Genomic DNA, 17,935 nt, shown 5'->3' with positions numbered 1-17,935 from the left:
GACCCGCTCAGCCGCCGGTGTGGCTCATGTGGCGCGGCATCTGCCCATCCAGGGTTTGGCGGGAATAGTCGAAATCATGGCCCTTGGGCTTGAGGTCGATCGCGGCGCGAATGGCGTCTTCGAGCGGGCGATCGTCATCCGGGTGGGCGCGCAGCGGGGCGCGCAGGTCTGCGTTGTCCTCCTGCCCCAGGCAGAGGTAGATTTCGCCGGTGCACGTCACGCGGACGCGGTTGCAGCTTTCGCAGAAATTATGGCTCAGCGGCGTGATGAAGCCGATCTTCTGGCCCGTCTCCTCCAGCCGGACATAGCGGGCGGGCCCGCCCGTGCGCTCGGCCAGATCGGTAACGGTGTAATGCTCGGCATATTTGGCGCGCACGTCCTTCAGGGACCAGTACTGGCCCAGCCGGTCCTCGTTGCCGATGTCGCCCATCGGCATCACCTCGATCCACGTCAGGTCGATATCGCGGCTGGCGCACCATGCGGTGATCGCGGGCAATTCGTCCTCGTTGAAACCCTTGAGCGCCACGGCGTTGATCTTGACCCGCAGGCCCGCAGCCTGGGCTGCGTCGATCCCGCGCAGCACCTGGGGCAGGCGGCCCCAGCGCGTGATGTCGGCGAATTTGCCCTCGTCCAACGTGTCCAGCGACACGTTGACCCGGCGCACGCCCGCGGAATACAGATCGGCGGCATAGCGCTCGAGCTGGCTGCCGTTGGTGGTCAGAGTCAGTTCCTTGAGCGTGCCCGCGTCCAGATGGCGCGACATGTTCTGGAAAAACTGCATGATTCCCTTGCGCACGAGCGGCTCGCCCCCGGTGATGCGCAGCTTTTCCACGCCCAGCCCCACGAAGGTGGAGCACAGGCGGTCCAGCTCCTCCAGCGTCAGAAGCTCTTTTTTGGGCAGAAAGGTCATGTTTTCCGACATGCAATAGACGCAGCGGAAATCGCACCGGTCGGTGACGGACACGCGCAGGTAGGTGATGGCGCGTGCGAAAGGGTCGATCAAAGGTGTTTTCATACCTTGATAGGTAAAGGTGCGCCGACGCGGCGACAAGGGGAGAAGTGCGATTGCCCGAGTGCATGAGGTATGGTTTAGACTGCAACCATGACCAGAATGTGCACAGCCTTCATCGTGGTCGCGGTCCTTGGCGGCTGCGGCGATCTTGCCACGCGGCCCGCGCCCGGGCCCGCGACCGACGCGGCGCCCGCACAGACCCGGCGGCCCGCGCCGCCGCCCCCCGGCGCCACCACGCCAGAGCAGTTCGACACCACGACCGCCGCACAGCGCGCGGAGGCGGCAGCGGTCAGGCCCGACGGCGCGCGTGTGCTGGGCACGACCATCGCGTCGCTCGGGTCGCCAACGGAACCGGGGTTTTGGCTCAAGACGCCGCTTGTCACGACCGAGACGCCGGGCCGTGTGACCAACCCGGCGACGGGCAAATCCGCCGCCGTGACGCTCATTCCGATTCCAGGGCCCCCCACGGCGGGCAGCCGCATGTCCTTGCCCGCCTTGCGGTTGATCGGGGCGCAACTGGGCGCGCTGACCCCGGTCGAAGTCAGCGTGACCGGCTAAGGCACGCGATTTATTTCAGGTACTTGGCCGCCTCCTTGGCGGCAAAGGGTTTCATCGCCGCGCCATGTTCGGCCAGAAACGCGCGCACCCGGTCCGCGTCATGCTTGCTCAGGTCGCGCAGCCACCATGCGACGGCTTTCTGAATGAACCAGGCGCGATCGGGCACGTATTGCGCGGCCCAGCCCAGAACGCGCTCGCGGATCGCCGATTCGTCCGCCTTGGGGTGGTTCTGCTTGGTCCAGGGCAGGGTGATGACCAGCGCCGCGCGCCGGGTCCACATATGGTCGGACGTGGTCCAGCCTTCGACCTGGTCCAACCGCGACGGATCGGCGACCAGCCGCTTTTGCCCGGCCATGCAGGCGTGGTCGGCGATGGCCCAGCTGTCGAAATCGGGCACCCACGACACGATCAGGTCCCAGACCTCGGCGTCGCCGGCGATCCGGGCCTGCGTCAGCAGCTTGGCCGCGGCCAGCCGCGCCTCGAAAATATCGCTGGTCCAAAGCGCGCGCGCCAGCGCCACCCGATCCGGCAGGTCGCGTGCTGTGCGCCATGTCTTGACCAGATCGTTCACCTCCGGGTTGGAAAGCCCCAGATAGGGCCGGTCCACCTTGTGATAGGCGCGCATCTGCGCGGCCTTTTCGGGGTTGGACAGTGCGATCAGCTGGTCGATGTAGGGCTGCGCGGCGCCATGCCCGGCAAGTGGATCGACGACGGACGCATCGGTTTCGGCGGGGGTGGTGTCGGAATCCGTTGTCATTCGACCGTCACCGACTTGGCAAGGTTGCGCGGCTGGTCCACGTCCGTGCCCTTGGCGACGGCTGTGTGATACGCCAGCATTTGCGCCGGGATCGCATAGAGGATCGGCGCGACCGCATCGCTGACGCGCGGCATTTCGATCGAGGCGAAGACCCCCTCGCTCGCTTCGTCGAGCCCGTCACGGTCCGAGATCAGGATCACCTTTCCCTTGCGGGCCATGACCTCCTGCATGTTGCTGACCGTCTTGTCGAACAGCGCGTCGCGCGGGGCCATCACCACCACCGGCACGGTCTTGTCCACCAGGGCGATGGGGCCGTGCTTCAACTCGCCCGACGCATATCCCTCGGCGTGGATATAGCTGATTTCCTTGAGCTTCAGCGCGCCTTCCAGCGCGATGGGGTACATCACGCCACGCCCCAGGAACAGCACGTCGCGGGCCTCGGCCAGTCTGAGGGCGGCGCGGCGCATGGTGTCGTTCATTTCAATCGCGGCCCCCATCGCAGAGGGCAATCCGCGCAGCGCCGACACGTGGTCGGCCATCGTGTCGGCGTCGATCACGCCACGGTCGCTGGCCGCTTTCAGCACCAGCAGGAACAGTACGCTCAACTGGCAGGTGAACGCCTTGGTCGAAGCCACGCCGACCTCGACGCCGGCGTAGATCGGCAAGGCCAGGTCGCTTTCGCGCGCGATGGAGGATTCGGTGACATTGATCACCGACAGGATGCGGCTGGCCTTCCCCTCGCAGTAGCGCAGCGCGGCGAGCGTATCGGCGGTCTCGCCGGACTGGCTGACGAACAGCGCCGCCGTGCGGTCGGAAACGGGCGGCTCGCGGTAGCGGAATTCCGAGGCGACATCGACATCCACGGGCAGGCGCGCGATCTGCTCGAACCAGTATTTCGCGGTGAGACAGGCGTAATAGGCCGTTCCGCAGGCCACCATCGTCAGCCGGTCGATCTGCGTGAAATCGATGCCCGGTTCAGGCAGTTCGACCTGCCCGTCGGCGCTGAGGTAATGATCGAGGGCCTGACTGATCACGCCGGGCTGCTCGGCGATTTCCTTGGCCATGAAATGTTTGTGCCCGGCCTTGTCGATGCGGGTGCTGTCGATCTGGATGGTTCGGATGGCGCGGTTGGCCAGCGCTCCATTGGCGTCGCGGATCTCGAGCGAGGTGCGGGTCAGGACCGCGCGGTCGCCTTCCTCAAGATAGGTGATCCGGTCCGTCAGCGGCGCCAGCGCGATCGCATCGGAGCCGACGAACATCTCGCCGTTGCCATGCCCGATGGCCAGCGGCGACCCCTTGCGCGCGGCGATCATCAGATCGTCATGCCCCGAAAACAGAAACGCCAGCGCAAAGGCGCCCTGCAGGCGGTCCAGCGTCAGGTTCGCGGCCGTGACCGGGTCGTTGCCCTGCTCCATGTGGTACTGGGTCAGCAAGGCGACGGTTTCGGTGTCGGTCTGGGTGGTGAAGGACACGCCATGCTGGGCCAGTTCGGCGCGCAGGTCGCGGAAGTTTTCGATGATGCCGTTGTGCACCACGGCGACGGGTCCGGCCTGGTGCGGATGCGCGTTGGACACGGTGGGCGCGCCGTGCGTGGCCCAGCGGGTGTGCCCGATACCCGATTTGCCGCGCAGCGGCTCGTGCACCAGCAGATCGCTGAGGTTGACCAGCTTGCCGACGGCCCGGCGCCGGTCCAGCGTGCCATGATTGACAGTCGCGATGCCCGCGCTGTCATAGCCGCGATATTCCAGACGCTTGAGCGCCTCCACCAGGATGGGCGCCGCTTCGTGATTGCCCAAAACTCCCACAATTCCACACATGTCAACTGCCTCTGGTCTGTTGGGCCTTCTTGGCCTTGAGTATTGCCATCAGTTTGCGCGCCATGCCGGGTTTTTCAACCTGCGGACTGCGCGACAGCGCCAGCGCGTCCGGCTCGACATCGGAGGTGATGACCGATCCCGATCCTGTCATCGCCCCGTCGCCGATATGCACGGGCGCCACCAGCATCGTATTGGACCCGATAAAGGTACGCGCGCCGATGTGGGTGTGGTGTTTCAGCACGCCATCGTAGTTGCACGTGACCGTGCCCGCGCCGATGTTGCTGGCCGCGCCGATGGTCGCATCGCCGATATAGCTGAGGTGGTTGATCTTGGTGCCCTCGCCGACCTGCGCGTTCTTGATCTCGACAAAGTTGCCGATGCGCACATTTTCGGACAACTCAGCGCCCGGGCGCAGGCGGGCATAGGGGCCGATCACCCCGCCGCGGGCCACGTGGCACCCCTCGAGGTGCGAAAACGAGCGGATGCGTGCGCCTGATTCCACCGTCACGCCGGGGCCGAAGACGACATTGGGTTCGATCACGCTGTCGCGGCCGATCACCGTGTCAAAGGCGAAATAGACGGTGCCGGGCGCATGCAGCGTCACGCCATCCTCCATCGCCGCCGCGCGGGCGCGATCCTGGAACGCGGCGTCGGCCTGGGCCAGTTGGGCGCGCGAATTGATGCCCAGCGTTTCCGCCTCGTCGCAGGTGACGGTCGTGGCCGTCAGACCCCGGGCCCGGGCCAGCGCCACGATGTCGGTCAGGTAATATTCGCCCGCCGCGTTGTCGTTGCCCACCGCGTCGATCAGATCGAACAAAAGCGCCGCATCGCAGGCGATCACGCCGGAATTGCACAGGCCGATCTCGCGCTCGGCGTCGGTCGCGTCCTTGAATTCCACGATCCGCTCGAGCGTGTCACCCTGCATGACAAGGCGGCCATAGCGACCGGGATCGGCGGCATTGAACCCCAGGACCACGACATCCGCCGCGGCCTGCGCCAGGTCGCGCAGGGTGTCGGGCGCAATGAAGGGCGTATCGCCATAGAGCACGATCACGCGCCCGGCAAAGTCTTCGAGCGCGGGGCGGGCCTGGCTGACGGCATGTGCCGTGCCCAGCTGCTCGGGCTGTTCGACCACCGCGATGGTGTCGTCAAAGGCCAGCGCGGCGGCCCGGACCCGGTCCGCCTCGTGCCCGGCGACGACGACCGTGCGCACCGGGTCCAGCGCCGCACCGGCGCGCAGCGCATGCACCAGCATCGGGGCCTGCGCCACCTCGTGCAGCACCTTGGGGCGGTCCGAATTCATCCGGGTGCCCTTGCCCGCGGCAAGAACGACCAATGCAATGTCCATGGAATAACTCTTTGTGTTCTGTTCGCGCCCTGTTTATCCGGTTGGCACCGGGGCGCAAGGCGGCCGGGGATCAAACAAGGTTGCGGCTTGCAACAACAGACGGCGGAGGTCCGCCGAGGGCGGGGGCGAGGGATGCGCGGCAAAACGGTGATTTTCGATCTGGACGGCACGCTGGCCGACACCAGCGGCGATCTGATCGCGGCGGCGAATACATGCTTTCGCGACATGGGCGCGGGTGACGTGCTGGATGCGAAAACGGATGCGGGCACCGCGCTGCGCGGCGGGCGGGCGATGCTGACCCTCGGCATGGACCGGCTCGGCCGCGCCAGCGACACCGCGACGATCGACCGGTACTATCCCATTCTGCTCGAGGCATATGCCGCCGATATCCACACTCACACGGTGATGTACCCCGGCGCGATGGACGCGGTGGAGCAACTGAAATCGGGTGGCTACGGCGTTGGCATCGCCACCAACAAGCCCGAGGGGCTGGCCCAGAGGCTGCTGACCTCGCTGGGGGTGCGCGACGCCTTCGGGTCGATGGTGGGGGCCGATACGCTCGCGGTGCGCAAGCCCGACCCCGAGCATCTTTATGAGGCGGCGCGCCGCGCGGGTGGCGATCCGGCGCGCTGCGCGCTGATCGGTGATACCGATACCGACCGCAAGACCGCGCGTGCGGCCGGGGTGCCTTGCGTGCTGGTGACATTCGGCCCCGGCGGCGGCGATATGGCCGCGCTCGAACCCGAGGCCCTGCTGGAGCGGTACGCCGATCTTCCGGCGATCATCGATCGGCTTTTGGGATAAGGTGACGCATGGCGCGCGCGCCATCTTGACCCGTGCCACGGCGCGCCGCACAACATAAGGCATGACAGAGCGCTTTACCGGCAGTTTCACCCAGCAAGAACAGATTCCGCAGGCGGGCATCGACGCCGCGCTGGCGGTTTTGCGGCACGGCAGGTTGCACCGCTACAACACCGCACCGGGCGAGATCAGCGAAACCGCCCTGCTGGAGCAGGAGTTCGCGGCCCTGATGGGGGTCCCCTACTGCCTGGCCGTGGCCTCGGGGGGATATGCGATGGCGACCGCGCTTCGGGCGGTGGGCGTGGGGCATGGCGATCCGGTTCTGTCCAACGCCTTTACGCTGGCCCCGGTGCCGGGCGCCATCGCGGCGGTGGGGGCGGTGCCGGTGTTCGTCGGCGTCACCGAGGGCCTGACCATCGATCTCGACGATCTGGCGGCCAAGTTGCCGCTGGCGCGGGTCCTGCTGCTCAGTCACATGCGCGGGCACATCTGCGACATGGAGCGGCTGATGGCGATGTGCGACGCCGCCGGGGTCACCGTGATCGAGGATTGCGCGCACACGATGGGCGCGGCCTGGGCGGGCCGCGCGTCGGGCACATATGGTGCGGTGGGCTGCTTTTCCTGCCAGACCTACAAGCACGTGAATTCAGGCGAGGGCGGGTTGCTGATCGCAAGCGATCCGGATATCGCCGCGCGGGCGATCATGCTGTCGGGGTCCTACATGCTTTATGACCGTCACCTCGCCAGCCCGCCGCCTGCGGCGTTCGAGCGGGTCAAATACGAGACGCCCAACATCTCGGGGCGAATGGACAACCTGCGCGCCGCCATCCTGCGCCCGCAGTTGCGCGATCTGGAGACGCAATGCACCCGCTGGAACGACCGGCACGGCGCCCTGTGCGACGGGTTGACGGGCGTTCCCGGCCTGACCCTGATCGACCGGCCCGAGCAGGAGCGGATCGTCGGATCGTCCTTTCAGTTCCTGCTTCTTGACTGGGCGGATGCGGCCGTGCGGCAGGTCGTGGCGCGCTGCGCCGCGCGGGGGGTCGAGCTGAAGTGGTTCGGCGCGTCGGAGCCGGTGGGCTTCACCAGCCGCTATGACAGTTGGCGCTATGTGGACACGCCCGCGATGCCCGCCACTGACCGCATCCTGGCGGGGATCGTGGACATGCGCGTGCCGCTGACGTTTTCGATCGAGGACTGCGCGCTGATCGCCCGCATCATCCGCGCCGAGGTCGGCGCGGTGTGGCAGGCTCAGTCGGCGGCGGGCACGGGCGCGTAAAGCGGCACGGTTGACATTGAAACCTTCGCCGATCCCTGTGTCAGTTCGCGTGCATGCGCGACATAAATCAACGTCTGGTTCGGCTCGTCGAAGATCCGCTTGATCCGAAGGGTCTTGAGGATGATCGACCGGGAAGTGCGAAACACGTCCTCGCCGTCTTCGCTGCGGTCGATATCACCGATCGTGATCGGCCCGGTCTGGCGACAGGCAATGGAAGAGTTGGACGGATCCTCGAACCAATTGCCATTGGCCAGACGGTCGATCAGGCTGCGGTCGAAATAGGCGATGTGGCAGGTCACGCCCTGCACCTCCGGGTCGCGCACCGCTTCGATCACGATGTCGTTGCCGGCCCAGTCCACGCCGATTTCGCCCACCTGTTCAGCGCGCGCCGCCGGGGACGGGGCTGCCGTCGCGATGGTGGCGGCGAGGACGATGCAGGCCGACCGAACGGTCAAAATGTCACCTTGCCGTGGTCGCCGACATCCGGCGTGGTTTCGGTCAGGTTTGCCTTTGCCGTCTCATACAGGAATTTGGCCGCGCCATCGGTCGCCCAGAGCTCTGCCTCGGCCAGATCCATGCGCGCCAGAAAGACATCCGGATCATCCTTGCCGCCGTCAAACCACGCCTCGGCCATCGGACCCCAGAGCGCATCCAGCTTGGTCTGGTCGGGGACGTGATGCAGTGTGCCACGCAGCGTGCCGTACAGCTGCGCGTCGGTGCTGGCGATCACATAGGTCGCGGGCGCGCCCGCGCGCGCAGCATTGGCGATGTCGGTCTGCCTGGCGGTGATGAACCACAGCGCCTTGGCGTCCTTGTCGGCATAATGCGCCATCGGCCGGGCGGGGGCGCCGTTGCTTTCCAGCATGCCGGCGCGCACCGCGTCTATCCTGCTCCAGAATGTGTCTTTCAATGTATCCGACATGCGCAGGCTCCTGATCGCTGTTTCGTGTTTGTGTCAGCACACAAACGCGCGGACCGCCGCTTCGTTCCCGCGCCGTAAACCGACGCCTGACCGTTTATCGTGCTTGACCGGTTTCGGACCGGTCGCTAGGATATGAACAAGTGTTCAATAATCTGTGGAGGGGAGGCCGCGCATGTTCAACGCCACCATGACTTTCGATCTCGGCGAGGACGTGAATTCCCTGCGCGAGATGGTGCACCGCTGGGCGCAGGAGCGCGTCAAGCCGATGGCCGCAGAGATCGACCGCTCGAACGAGTTTCCGCCCGCGCTGTGGCCTGAGATGGGCAAACTTGGCCTGCTGGGCATCACCGTTCCGGAGGAATTCGGCGGCGCGGGCATGTCGTATCTTGCCCATACCGTCGCAGTCGAGGAGATCGCCCGCGCCAGTGCATCGGTGTCGTTGTCCTACGGCGCCCATTCCAACCTGTGCGTCAACCAGATCAAGCTGAACGGCACCGACGCCCAAAAGATGAAATATCTGCCCGGGCTGATTTCGGGCGAGCATGTCGGCGCGCTGGCGATGTCGGAGGCGGGGGCGGGATCGGACGTCGTGTCGATGAAGCTGCGCGCGGAGAAGCGCAACGATCATTTCAGGCTCAACGGGAACAAGTACTGGATCACCAATGGCCCCGACGCCACCACGCTGGTGGTCTATGCCAAAACCGACCCCGAGGCCGGATCGCGCGGTCTGACCGCCTTCATCATCGAAAAATCGATGACCGGTTTTTCCACCAGCCCGCATTTCGACAAGCTCGGGATGCGCGGGTCGAATACGGCCGAGCTGATCTTTGAAGACGTCGAGGTGCCGTTCGAGAACATTCTGGGCGAAGAGGGCAAGGGCGTGCGCGTTCTGATGTCCGGGCTCGATTACGAGCGTGTCGTTCTGGCGGGGATCGGCACCGGGATCATGGCGGCGTGCCTCGATGAAATCATGCCCTACCTGGCGGAGCGCCGCCAATTCGGCCAGCCGATCGGGAATTTCCAGCTGATGCAGGGCAAGATCGCGGATATGTACACGGCGATGAATTCCGCCCGCGCCTATGTCTACGAGGTCGCCAAGGCCTGTGACCGGGGCACCGTGACCCGGCAGGACGCTGCGGCATGCTGTCTTTACGCCTCCGAAGAGGCGATGAAACAGGCGCATCAGGCCGTGCAGGCGATGGGTGGCGCGGGATTTTTGGCCGACAGCCCCGTCAGCCGGCTGTTCAGGGATGCCAAGCTGATGGAGATCGGCGCAGGCACGTCGGAAATCCGGCGGATGCTGGTGGGCCGCGAGATGATGGAAGCGATGAGCTGAGCTATGCCGCGGTCCGTTCTGACCCTTGTGCTGTGCCTTGTCGTGCTGGCCGCCGGGGCCGGGCTTTATTTCGGGCTGCAACACGCGCGGCTGGACGAAAGCGATGTGATCGAGGCCGTCGTCGGCCGCTATGTTCGGGAAACCGGCGGTGCGCGTACCGATTGCGTGGCGGTGCCGGGCGATGAGCCCGACGTCTGGCTGGTCGTGAATTGTGGCACTGCCGCACGCATTTCGCGCTATAAGGTCGGACATGACGGCCAATTGATTGCACAGGGGACGGAGCCCAGCACATGAGTATTGACGCGCGTTCCACCGCTTTGACACAGAACAGCGTCGGGTCATGACCTTGCCGGGGCTGGATCGCGCGGGCCGCTGGGACATGCCGGCGCGGCTCAACATGGCGGCGCAGGTGCTGGATCATCCGCGCGCGGCGCTGGCGATCATCGACCTGACGGGCGCGGCGCGGCGTGACGTGAGCTTTGGTGCGCTGGCGGACATGGCCGACGCTCTGGCACGCGCGCTGCTTGGGCGCGTGCGCGCGGGCGACAGGGTTGGGGTTCTGCTCAGCCAGTCGCCGTGGTGCGCCGCGGCCCATCTTGCAATCTGGAAAATCGGCGCGATTTCAGTGCCTTTGTTCAAACTCTTCAAGCACGACGCGCTGGCGTCTCGGCTGGGCGACGCGGGCTGCGATCTTGTCCTGACGGACGCCCAGGGCGCCGAGTTGGTGGGCGATCTGGCCGAGCCGTGGCTGGCCGAGACCGCGGGCGTGCCGGGCGATCCCGTCGGTTTCGCCGACACGGCGCCGGACGATCCCGCCGTGCTGATCTATACCTCCGGCACGACGGGCGCGCCCAAGGGGGCGCTGCATGGGCACCGTATCCTGACCGGTCACTTGCCGGGCGTGAGCCTGAGCCACGATCACCTGGGCCGGCCCGGCGATTGCCTCTGGACGCCTGCCGACTGGGCCTGGATCGGGGGGCTGTTCGACGTTGCGATGCCGGGGCTGGCGATGGGTGTGCCGGTGGTCGCCGCGCGGATGCCCAAGTTCACCGCGCAGGGCGCGGCGCAGATCATCGAACAGGCCGGCGTGCGCAACGTCTTTTTCCCGCCCACCGCGCTGCGGATGCTCAAAGCCGAGGATCAGGCAATTCCGGGCCTGCGCTCGGTCGCCAGCGGGGGCGAACCGTTGGGGGCCGAGATGCTGACCTGGGGGCGGCAGGCGTTTGGGCTGCAGATCAACGAATTCTACGGCCAGACCGAATGCAACATGACGGTCAGCAGTTGCGCCGCCGCGTTTACCGCGACCCCCGGCTGCATCGGCAAGCCGGTGCCGGGGCACGAGGTCGCGGTGCTGGACGGCGCCGGTCAGATCACGCGCGCGGAGGGTGACATCGCCGTGCGGCGCGGGTCGGCGGCGATGATGCTGGGCTACTGGAACCGCCCCGCCGCCACGGCGGAGAAGTTCCGCGACGACTGGATGCTGACCGGTGACCGGGGCATTTGGCAAGGCGATTTCCTGCGTTTCGTGGGGCGCGAGGACGACGTCATCAGTTCGGCCGGGTATCGCATCGGCCCGGCGGAGATCGAGGATTGCCTGCTGACGCATCCAGGCGTGGCTACCGTGGGTGTGGTGGGCAAGCCCGACGCGCTGCGCGGGCAGATCGTCAAGGCCTACGTGGTTCTGAAGCAGGGGCAGGACGTACCTGCGGCCGCGCTTCGGGACTGGGTGAAAGATCGCCTTGCAAGCTATTCTTATCCAAGGGAAATCGATTTCGTGACCGAATTGCCCATGACCGTGACAGGCAAAGTGATCCGCAAGGATCTGCGCGCGCGGGCCGAAGCGGAAACGACCGGGGCGCAAGACAGAAAAGTGAAGGACAGCCTATGAAACTGACATCGCAGGCGCTGCCGTCTTCGGACGCGTTCAAGGCCAACCACGCGGCGCATCTCGATGCGTTGGGCACGGTCCGCGCGGCGGCCGAGCAGGCCGCGGCAGGCGGCGGAGAGAAATCGCGTGCCCGCCATGAGAGCCGGGGCAAGATGCTGCCGCGGGACCGGGTGGCCAACCTGCTGGATCCTGGTGCGCCCTTTCTTGAAATCGGCGCGACGGCGGCGCATGGGCTTTACGGCGGCGCCGCGCCCTGTGCCGGCGTGATCGCGGGCATCGGACGGGTGCAGGGCCTCGAAGTCATGGTGATCTGCAACGACGCCACGGTGAAGGGCGGCACCTATTACCCGATGACGGTCAAGAAGCATCTGCGTGCGCAGGAGATCGCGCAGGAAAACCGTCTGCCCTGCATCTACCTGGTCGACAGCGGCGGCGCGAACCTGCCCAATCAGGACGAGGTCTTTCCCGATCGCGACCACTTTGGCCGCATCTTCTATAACCAGGCCCGGATGAGCAGCCTCGGCATTCCGCAGATTGCGGTCGTCATGGGGTCGTGCACCGCCGGCGGGGCCTATGTGCCCGCGATGTCGGACGTGACCATCATCGTGCGCGATCAGGGGACGATCTTTTTGGCCGGGCCGCCGCTGGTCAAGGCGGCGACCGGCGAGGTCGTGAGCGCCGAGGACCTGGGCGGCGGCGATGTGCACACGCGGTTGTCGGGCGTGGCGGATTACCTGGCCGAGGACGACGCCCATGCGCTGGCGCTCGCGCGGCGCGCGGTGGGATCGCTGAACCGTGCCAAGCCCGCGACGGTACAGTGGGAAACCCCCGAGGAACCAGCCTATGACCCGGCCGAGATCCTGGGTGTCGTTCCCGCCGATCTGCGCACGCCCTATGACATCCGCGAGGTCATCATGCGACTGGTGGACGGGTCGCGCTTTGACGAGTTCAAGCCGCGCTTCGGCGAGACGCTGGTGACCGGTTTCGCCCATGTCAAAGGCTGCCCCGTGGGGATCGTGGCCAACAATGGCGTGTTGTTTTCCGAAGCCGCGCAAAAGGGCGCGCATTTCGTCGAACTGTGCAGCCAGCGCGCGATACCGCTGGTGTTCCTGCAAAACATCACCGGCTTCATGGTCGGGCGCAAATACGAGAACGAGGGGATTGCCCGCCACGGCGCCAAGATGGTGACGGCAGTGGCCAGCACCAATGTGCCCAAGATTACCATGCTGGTCGGCGGATCGTTCGGTGCCGGAAATTATGGCATGGCCGGAAGGGCTTATAGCCCGCGCTTCATGTGGACCTGGCCAAATAGCCGGATCAGCGTGATGGGCGGCCCGCAGGCGGCGGGGGTTCTAGCCACGGTGAAACGCGACGCGATCGAGCGCGCGGGCGAGACGTGGTCGGCGCAGGAGGAAGCCGCCTTCAAGCAACCCACGATCGATATGTTCGAGGAACAGTCGCATCCGCTTTATGCCAGTGCGCGGCTTTGGGATGACGGGGTCATCGACCCGCGCCAGAGCCGCGACGTGCTGAGCCTGTCGCTGTCGGCCAGCCTGTGTGCGCCGATCGAGGAGACGCGCTTTGGCGTGTTCCGGATGTGACGATGACGCGTGTCGGGGGCGGCGGCCGGCCCCCGCACCCCCGAGGCATTTCGGGCCAAAAGAAGTTATGATGACGACGACAGAAAAGGGCGTGAGCGATGTTTGATACGATCCTGATTGCCAACCGGGGCGAGATCGCCTGCCGGGTCATGGAAACGGCGCAGGCACTGGGGGTGCGCTGTGTGGCGGTCTATTCCGACGCCGATGCGGGCGCGAAACACGTGGCGATGGCCGATCTTGCGGTGCACGTCGGCGGCTCGCTCCCGGCGGACAGCTACCTCAGGGGCGACGCCATCATTCAGGCCGCGCTGGATACCGGCGCGCAGGCGGTTCATCCCGGCTACGGCTTCCTGTCCGAAAACCCCGCCTTCGTGGAGGCGGTGGAGGCGGCGGGGCTGACGTTCATCGGGCCCTCGGCCAGGGCCATTCGGGCGATGGGCCTCAAGGACGCGGCCAAGGCGCTGATGGTCGAGGCGGGTGTGCCGGTTGTGCCGGGCTATCATGGCGCAGACCAGGACGACGCCCGTCTGGCGGACGAGGCGGACAAGATCGGTTACCCGGTGATGATCAAGGCCGTTGCGGGCGGCGGCGGCAAGGGGATGCGGCTGGTCGAGCATTCGCGCGATTTTTCCGACGCCCTGGAAAGCGCACGGTCCGAGGCGCGCAAGGCGTTTGGCAACGCCGATGTGCTGGTCGAGAAATTCGTCACCCAGCCGCGCCACATCGAGGTGCAGGTGTTCGGCGACCGCACCCGCGCGGTCCATCTGTTCGAGCGTGACTGTTCGTTGCAGCGCCGCCATCAAAAGGTGATCGAGGAGGCGCCCGCGCCGGGGATGACACCACGGATGCGCGAGGCGATGGGTCAGGCGGCGGTGCGCGCGGCGGAGGCGATCGGCTATGCCGGTGCGGGCACGGTGGAATTCATCGTGGACGGCTCCGGCGGGCTGCGCCCGGACGGGTTCTTTTTCATGGAGATGAACACGCGGCTGCAGGTCGAACATCCGGTGACTGAGTTGATCACGGGCGTCGACCTCGTGGAATGGCAACTGCGGGTCGCGTCCGGGGAGCCGTTGCCCGCCGGGCAGGACGACTTGAAGATCACCGGTCATGCCTTTGAGGCGCGGCTGTATGCCGAGGATGTGCCCAAGGGCTTCCTGCCGGCGACCGGTACGCTGACCCATCTGACGTTTGCGCGCGGCGCGCGTGCCGACAGCGGGGTGCGGGCGGGAGATACGATCAGCCCGTTCTATGATCCGATGATCGCCAAACTGATCGTGCATGGCCCCAATCGCGCGGTGGCCTTGTCGCGGCTGCGTTCGGCACTGGCGGGAACGCAGGTGGCCGGAACCGTGACCAACCTTGGGTTTCTGGGGGCGCTGGCGGGGCATGACGGGTTCGGGCGCGGCGAGGTCGATACCGGCCTGATCGCGCGCGATATCGATGCGCTGACGGTGGCGCCCGTGGCCGGGCCGCGGCATGTGGCGGCGGCCGGCATGGCGGCGCTGGGTCTGTGTGATGCGCAGGCCGAGACCGGTTTCACGCTGTGGCAGCCGCTCAGGCGGCAGGTCGCGATGCTGTGGCAGGGCGAGGAGGTGGTCGCCCATGTGATGGTCGAGGGGCCAGATCGCCAGCATTGGCAGATCGGCGAAGACACCGTTGTCGCGCACCGTGTCGGCGAAGTGTGGCACCTGGACGGGCAGGCGGCGCCGCCGGTGGCCGTAGCGGGGTTGGTGATCACGGTGTTCGATGCCTATGGCCTTGTCTTCGACGTGATCGACCCGCTGGACCGTGCGGGCGGCGCGTCGGGCGATGGCAACCTGATCGAGGCGCCGATGCCGGGCCTGGTCAAATCGGTGCACACGCAAGCGGGGCAGGCGGTCAAGGCGGGCGACAGGCTGGCCGTGCTGGAGGCGATGAAGATGGAACATGCGCTGCTGGCCGCGCGGGACGGCGTGGTGGCCGAGATTCTTGCCGCGCCGGGCGATCAGGTGGAGGCAGGCGCCGCGCTGGTCCGGCTGGAGCCCGCCGGGGCCGACGCGGCGGAGGCGGCGCAATGATCACCCTGCACCACTGTCCGCAAACCCGGTCGATGCGCACGCTGTGGCTGCTCAACGAGCTTGAGATCGAGTTCCGGGTGCGCGTCCATGCCTTTGACCGGTCGCTGCGCGATCCCGAATACCTGTCGCTGTCGCCGGCCGGACGCGTGCCCGCACTGGAGATCGAGGGCGAGCGGATGTTCGAGACCGGGGCGATCACCGAATATCTCTGCGAGCGGTTCAGCCCCGAGCGTCTGGGCCGGATGCCCGGCACGCCCGATCGCATGGCCTGGTTGGTGTGGGTGCATTTTGCCGAAACGCTGAGCCAGCACACCGCCGCCTTGACCCAGCAGCACGTCGCCCTGCGCGAGGACGCAATGCGCAGCCCCATCGTGATGAAGCTTGAGGCCGCGCGGGTTGGCAAATGCTATGACGCGATCGAGGCGCGGCTGAGCACACCGGTGGAGAACCGCGATTACCTGCTTACCAGCGGGTTCACCGCCGCCGACATCTCGGTCGGGCAGGCGGTCTATATGGCGCGGCATTTCGTAACGCTGGACCGGCATCCGGCGGTTGCGGACTGGTACGCGCGGATCACCGGGCGCGACAGCTTTGCGCCATCGCTGCCGGAGCCTGGAACGGGGATCTACGACCGTGAATTCTATCCGCCCTGGCCGATGGAATGACGGTGTCGATCGAATTTTGATTGATTTGACGACCTGAAGCCGGGGAGAGTGTGGGGATTAGTTTGGCGCGGACCGAAAGGCTCGAAGGTCGGCGCCGTCGTGGGACCGCTCTGGTGGAGGGGTTCGGGTGTGAACGGGAGCAGCCCCGGAGGAGACCGATATGAGTTTGGGACCAGTGGAGATTTTCGAAGTCGGCCCGCGCGACGGGTTGCAGAACGAGGCGCGCGAGATTCCCGTGGCCGAGAAGGTCGCGCTGGTCGATTGTCTGAGCCGGGCGGGGTTCTCGCGGATCGAGGTGGCGAGCTTTGTCAGCCCCAAGTGGGTGCCGCAGATGGCCGGATCGGCCGAGGTGCTGGCGGGGATCGCGCGTGCGCCCGGCGTGCGGTATGCGGCGCTGACCCCGAACATGCGGGGCTTCGAGGATGCGCGCGCCGCCGGCGCGGACGAGATCGCGGTGTTCGCCTCGGCTTCCGAAGGGTTTTCCAAGGCCAATATCAACGCCACCATCGCCGAGAGCTTCGAACGCTTTGCGCCGATCATCGAAGAGGCGCGGCATATCGATCTGCCGGTGCGCGGCTACGTGTCGTGCGTGGTGGAGTGCCCCTATGACGGGCCGGTGCCGCCCGCGGCGGTGGCAGAGGTTGCGGACAGGCTGTTTTCGATGGGCTGCTACGAGGTGAGCCTGGGCGATACCATCGGCGCGGGCACGCCCGACACCATCGCGCGGATGCTGCTCAAGGTGCGCGACGTCGTGCCGGTCGGCCGTCTGGCCGGGCACTACCACGACACCAAGGGGCGGGCGATGGCGAACATCGACGCGTCGCTGAGCATGGGAGTGCGGGTGTTCGACGCCGCCGTCGGGGGCCTGGGCGGCTGCCCTTTCGCCCCCGGAGCGGCGGGCAATGTCGCGACCGAGGCCGTGGCCGAGCATCTGGCCGCGCTGGGCTACGAGACCGGGCTGGACCTCGAGGTCGTTCGCGAGGCCGCGAAGATGGCCCGTGCGATGCGCGCCTGATGCAATGGTGACCGGAAAATTCGAGCTTTCCGGACCGAATTTTTCGAAAAATTCGATTGGGGACAAGGATGTACGACACACTTGACGTGACAACCGATGCGCGCGGTGTCGCGACGCTGATGCTGAACCGGCCCGACAAGCACAACGCGATGTCGGCACAGATGCTGGCCGACCTGACGCAGGCGGCGACCGATCTGGGCGCTGATGACGCGGTGCGTGTCGTGGTTCTGACCGGGGCGGGCGCATCGTTCTGCGCCGGTGGCGATCTGGCATGGATGCAGGCGCAGCGCGAGATGGACGCGGCGACGCGCGGGCGCGAGGCGGGCAAGCTTGCGACGATGCTGGGCGCGCTCAACACCTTGCCCAAGCCGCTGATCGGCAAGCTGCAGGGCAACGCTTTTGGTGGCGGCGTCGGCCTGGCGTCGGTCTGCGACGTGGCGATCGGGGTCGAAACGCTCAAAATGGGCTTCACCGAGACGCGGCTGGGGATCATCCCGGCCACCATCGGGCCATATGTCCTTGCGCGCATGGGCGAGGGGCGCGCGCGGCGCGTGTTCATGTCCGCGCGGCTTTTCGATGCGGTCGAGGCGGTGGACCTGGGCCTGTTGGCGCGCAATGTGCCGCCCGGCGATCTGGATGCGGCCATCGAAGCCGAAGTCACCCCCTATCTGGCCTGTGCGCCGGGGGCGGTCGCGGCGGCCAAGGCGCTGGCGCGCGATCTGGGGCCGGTGATCGACGATGCGGTGATCGCCCGCACCATCGCCGCCCTGTCCGCCCGGTGGGAGACAGAGGAAGCCGCAGAGGGCATCGGCGCGTTTTTCGACAAGCGCAAGCCGCGGTGGAACACGCGGTAAGACCCGCCTGACCGGCATCTTTATC

Annotated in this window: 17 protein-coding genes; 11 read left to right on the top strand and 6 right to left on the bottom strand. The window is 66.6% G+C overall.

The window, feature by feature from the left end:
• Positions 1 to 7: 7 nt before the first annotated feature.
• Positions 8 to 1,015 carry a GTP 3',8-cyclase MoaA gene (gene moaA / locus FDT80_RS05175; RefSeq protein WP_138661139.1) on the bottom strand — a complete coding sequence of 336 codons (1,008 nt, stop codon included), beginning with the start codon at positions 1,013 to 1,015 and terminating at the stop codon, positions 8 to 10.
• Positions 1,016 to 1,102: 87 nt separating this feature from the next.
• On the opposite strand from moaA, the gene FDT80_RS05170 reads away from it, so the two are divergent.
• Positions 1,103 to 1,570, top strand: a complete 468-nt coding sequence (locus tag FDT80_RS05170) for a hypothetical protein (RefSeq protein WP_246039866.1) — start codon at positions 1,103 to 1,105, stop codon at positions 1,568 to 1,570.
• A gap of 10 nt (positions 1,571 to 1,580) precedes the next feature.
• Here the strand turns inward: FDT80_RS05170 and FDT80_RS05165 are convergent, their stop codons facing one another.
• The 3 genes from FDT80_RS05165 to glmU are packed head-to-tail and all read right to left on the bottom strand — an operon-like array spanning position 1,581 to position 5,492.
• Positions 1,581 to 2,327 (bottom strand): DNA alkylation repair protein, encoded by a 747-nt coding sequence (locus FDT80_RS05165; protein ID WP_138661138.1) that lies wholly within the window; start codon positions 2,325 to 2,327, stop codon positions 1,581 to 1,583.
• The gene (gene glmS, locus FDT80_RS05160; protein ID WP_138661137.1) at positions 2,324 to 4,144 is read right to left on the bottom strand and encodes a glutamine--fructose-6-phosphate transaminase (isomerizing); all 1,821 of its coding nucleotides are present in this window, start codon (positions 4,142 to 4,144) and stop codon (positions 2,324 to 2,326) included. The genes FDT80_RS05165 and glmS overlap by 4 nt, the downstream gene beginning before the upstream one ends.
• 1 nt (position 4,145) lies before the next feature.
• Complete coding sequence (gene glmU / locus FDT80_RS05155) at positions 4,146 to 5,492, bottom strand: bifunctional UDP-N-acetylglucosamine diphosphorylase/glucosamine-1-phosphate N-acetyltransferase GlmU (protein WP_138661136.1); 1,347 nt, start codon at positions 5,490 to 5,492, stop codon at positions 4,146 to 4,148.
• Positions 5,493 to 5,624: 132 nt separating this feature from the next.
• Between glmU and FDT80_RS05150 the strand changes: the two genes are divergently transcribed.
• Entirely contained in the window at positions 5,625 to 6,296 is a 672-nt protein-coding gene (locus tag FDT80_RS05150; protein WP_138661135.1) for an HAD-IA family hydrolase, read from the top strand.
• A 61-nt stretch (positions 6,297 to 6,357) separates the two neighbouring features.
• On the top strand, positions 6,358 to 7,572 hold the full coding sequence (locus FDT80_RS05145; RefSeq protein WP_138661134.1) for a DegT/DnrJ/EryC1/StrS family aminotransferase: 1,215 nt from the start codon (positions 6,358 to 6,360) through the stop codon (positions 7,570 to 7,572).
• Here the strand turns inward: FDT80_RS05145 and FDT80_RS05140 are convergent.
• Together FDT80_RS05140 and FDT80_RS05135 are read right to left on the bottom strand one after the other, a co-directional pair.
• A complete protein-coding gene (locus FDT80_RS05140) occupies positions 7,545 to 8,006 on the bottom strand; it encodes a CreA family protein (protein WP_138661789.1) in 462 nt (153 codons plus the stop codon). The two genes, FDT80_RS05145 and FDT80_RS05140, sit on opposite strands and share 28 nt — an antisense overlap.
• 17 nt (positions 8,007 to 8,023) lie before the next feature.
• Positions 8,024 to 8,494, bottom strand: a complete 471-nt coding sequence (locus FDT80_RS05135) for a pyridoxamine 5'-phosphate oxidase family protein (protein ID WP_138661133.1) — start codon at positions 8,492 to 8,494, stop codon at positions 8,024 to 8,026.
• Positions 8,495 to 8,666: 172 nt separating this feature from the next.
• Here FDT80_RS05135 and FDT80_RS05130 point away from each other — a divergent pair, with 172 nt between their 5' ends.
• The 8 genes from FDT80_RS05130 to FDT80_RS05095 all read left to right on the top strand — a co-directional run bounded on the left by FDT80_RS05130 (position 8,667) and on the right by FDT80_RS05095 (position 17,910).
• Complete coding sequence (locus FDT80_RS05130) at positions 8,667 to 9,830, top strand: isovaleryl-CoA dehydrogenase (RefSeq protein WP_138661132.1); 1,164 nt, start codon at positions 8,667 to 8,669, stop codon at positions 9,828 to 9,830.
• Between the two features lie 3 nt (positions 9,831 to 9,833).
• Positions 9,834 to 10,124, top strand: coding sequence for a hypothetical protein (locus FDT80_RS05125; protein ID WP_138661131.1), 291 nt, complete (start codon positions 9,834 to 9,836; stop codon positions 10,122 to 10,124).
• Between the two features lie 46 nt (positions 10,125 to 10,170).
• Positions 10,171 to 11,718 (top strand): AMP-binding protein, encoded by a 1,548-nt coding sequence (locus FDT80_RS05120; RefSeq protein WP_138661130.1) that lies wholly within the window; start codon positions 10,171 to 10,173, stop codon positions 11,716 to 11,718.
• Positions 11,715 to 13,319 carry a carboxyl transferase domain-containing protein gene (locus tag FDT80_RS05115; RefSeq protein ID WP_138661129.1) on the top strand — a complete coding sequence of 535 codons (1,605 nt, stop codon included), beginning with the start codon at positions 11,715 to 11,717 and terminating at the stop codon, positions 13,317 to 13,319. The genes FDT80_RS05120 and FDT80_RS05115 overlap by 4 nt, the downstream gene beginning before the upstream one ends.
• Before the next feature lie 98 nt (positions 13,320 to 13,417).
• Positions 13,418 to 15,376: an acetyl/propionyl/methylcrotonyl-CoA carboxylase subunit alpha gene (locus tag FDT80_RS05110; RefSeq protein ID WP_138661128.1), complete on the top strand. Its 1,959-nt coding sequence runs from the start codon at positions 13,418 to 13,420 to the stop codon at positions 15,374 to 15,376.
• Positions 15,373 to 16,041, top strand: a complete 669-nt coding sequence (locus FDT80_RS05105; protein WP_138661127.1) for a glutathione S-transferase family protein — start codon at positions 15,373 to 15,375, stop codon at positions 16,039 to 16,041. Before FDT80_RS05110 ends, FDT80_RS05105 begins: the two co-directional genes overlap by 4 nt.
• Before the next feature lie 160 nt (positions 16,042 to 16,201).
• Entirely contained in the window at positions 16,202 to 17,056 is an 855-nt protein-coding gene (locus FDT80_RS05100) for a hydroxymethylglutaryl-CoA lyase (RefSeq protein ID WP_138661126.1), read from the top strand.
• 68 nt (positions 17,057 to 17,124) lie between these two features.
• Positions 17,125 to 17,910, top strand: coding sequence for a crotonase/enoyl-CoA hydratase family protein (locus tag FDT80_RS05095; RefSeq protein ID WP_138661125.1), 786 nt, complete (start codon positions 17,125 to 17,127; stop codon positions 17,908 to 17,910).
• Positions 17,911 to 17,935 lie beyond the last annotated feature (25 nt).

It is taken from the genome of Sulfitobacter sabulilitoris, assembly GCF_005887615.1.
Taxonomy (GTDB): Bacteria; Pseudomonadota; Alphaproteobacteria; order Rhodobacterales; family Rhodobacteraceae; genus Sulfitobacter_E; species Sulfitobacter_E sabulilitoris.
Note: the sequence above shows the minus strand (reverse complement) of the source record. Positions and strands in the feature narration are given on the sequence as shown.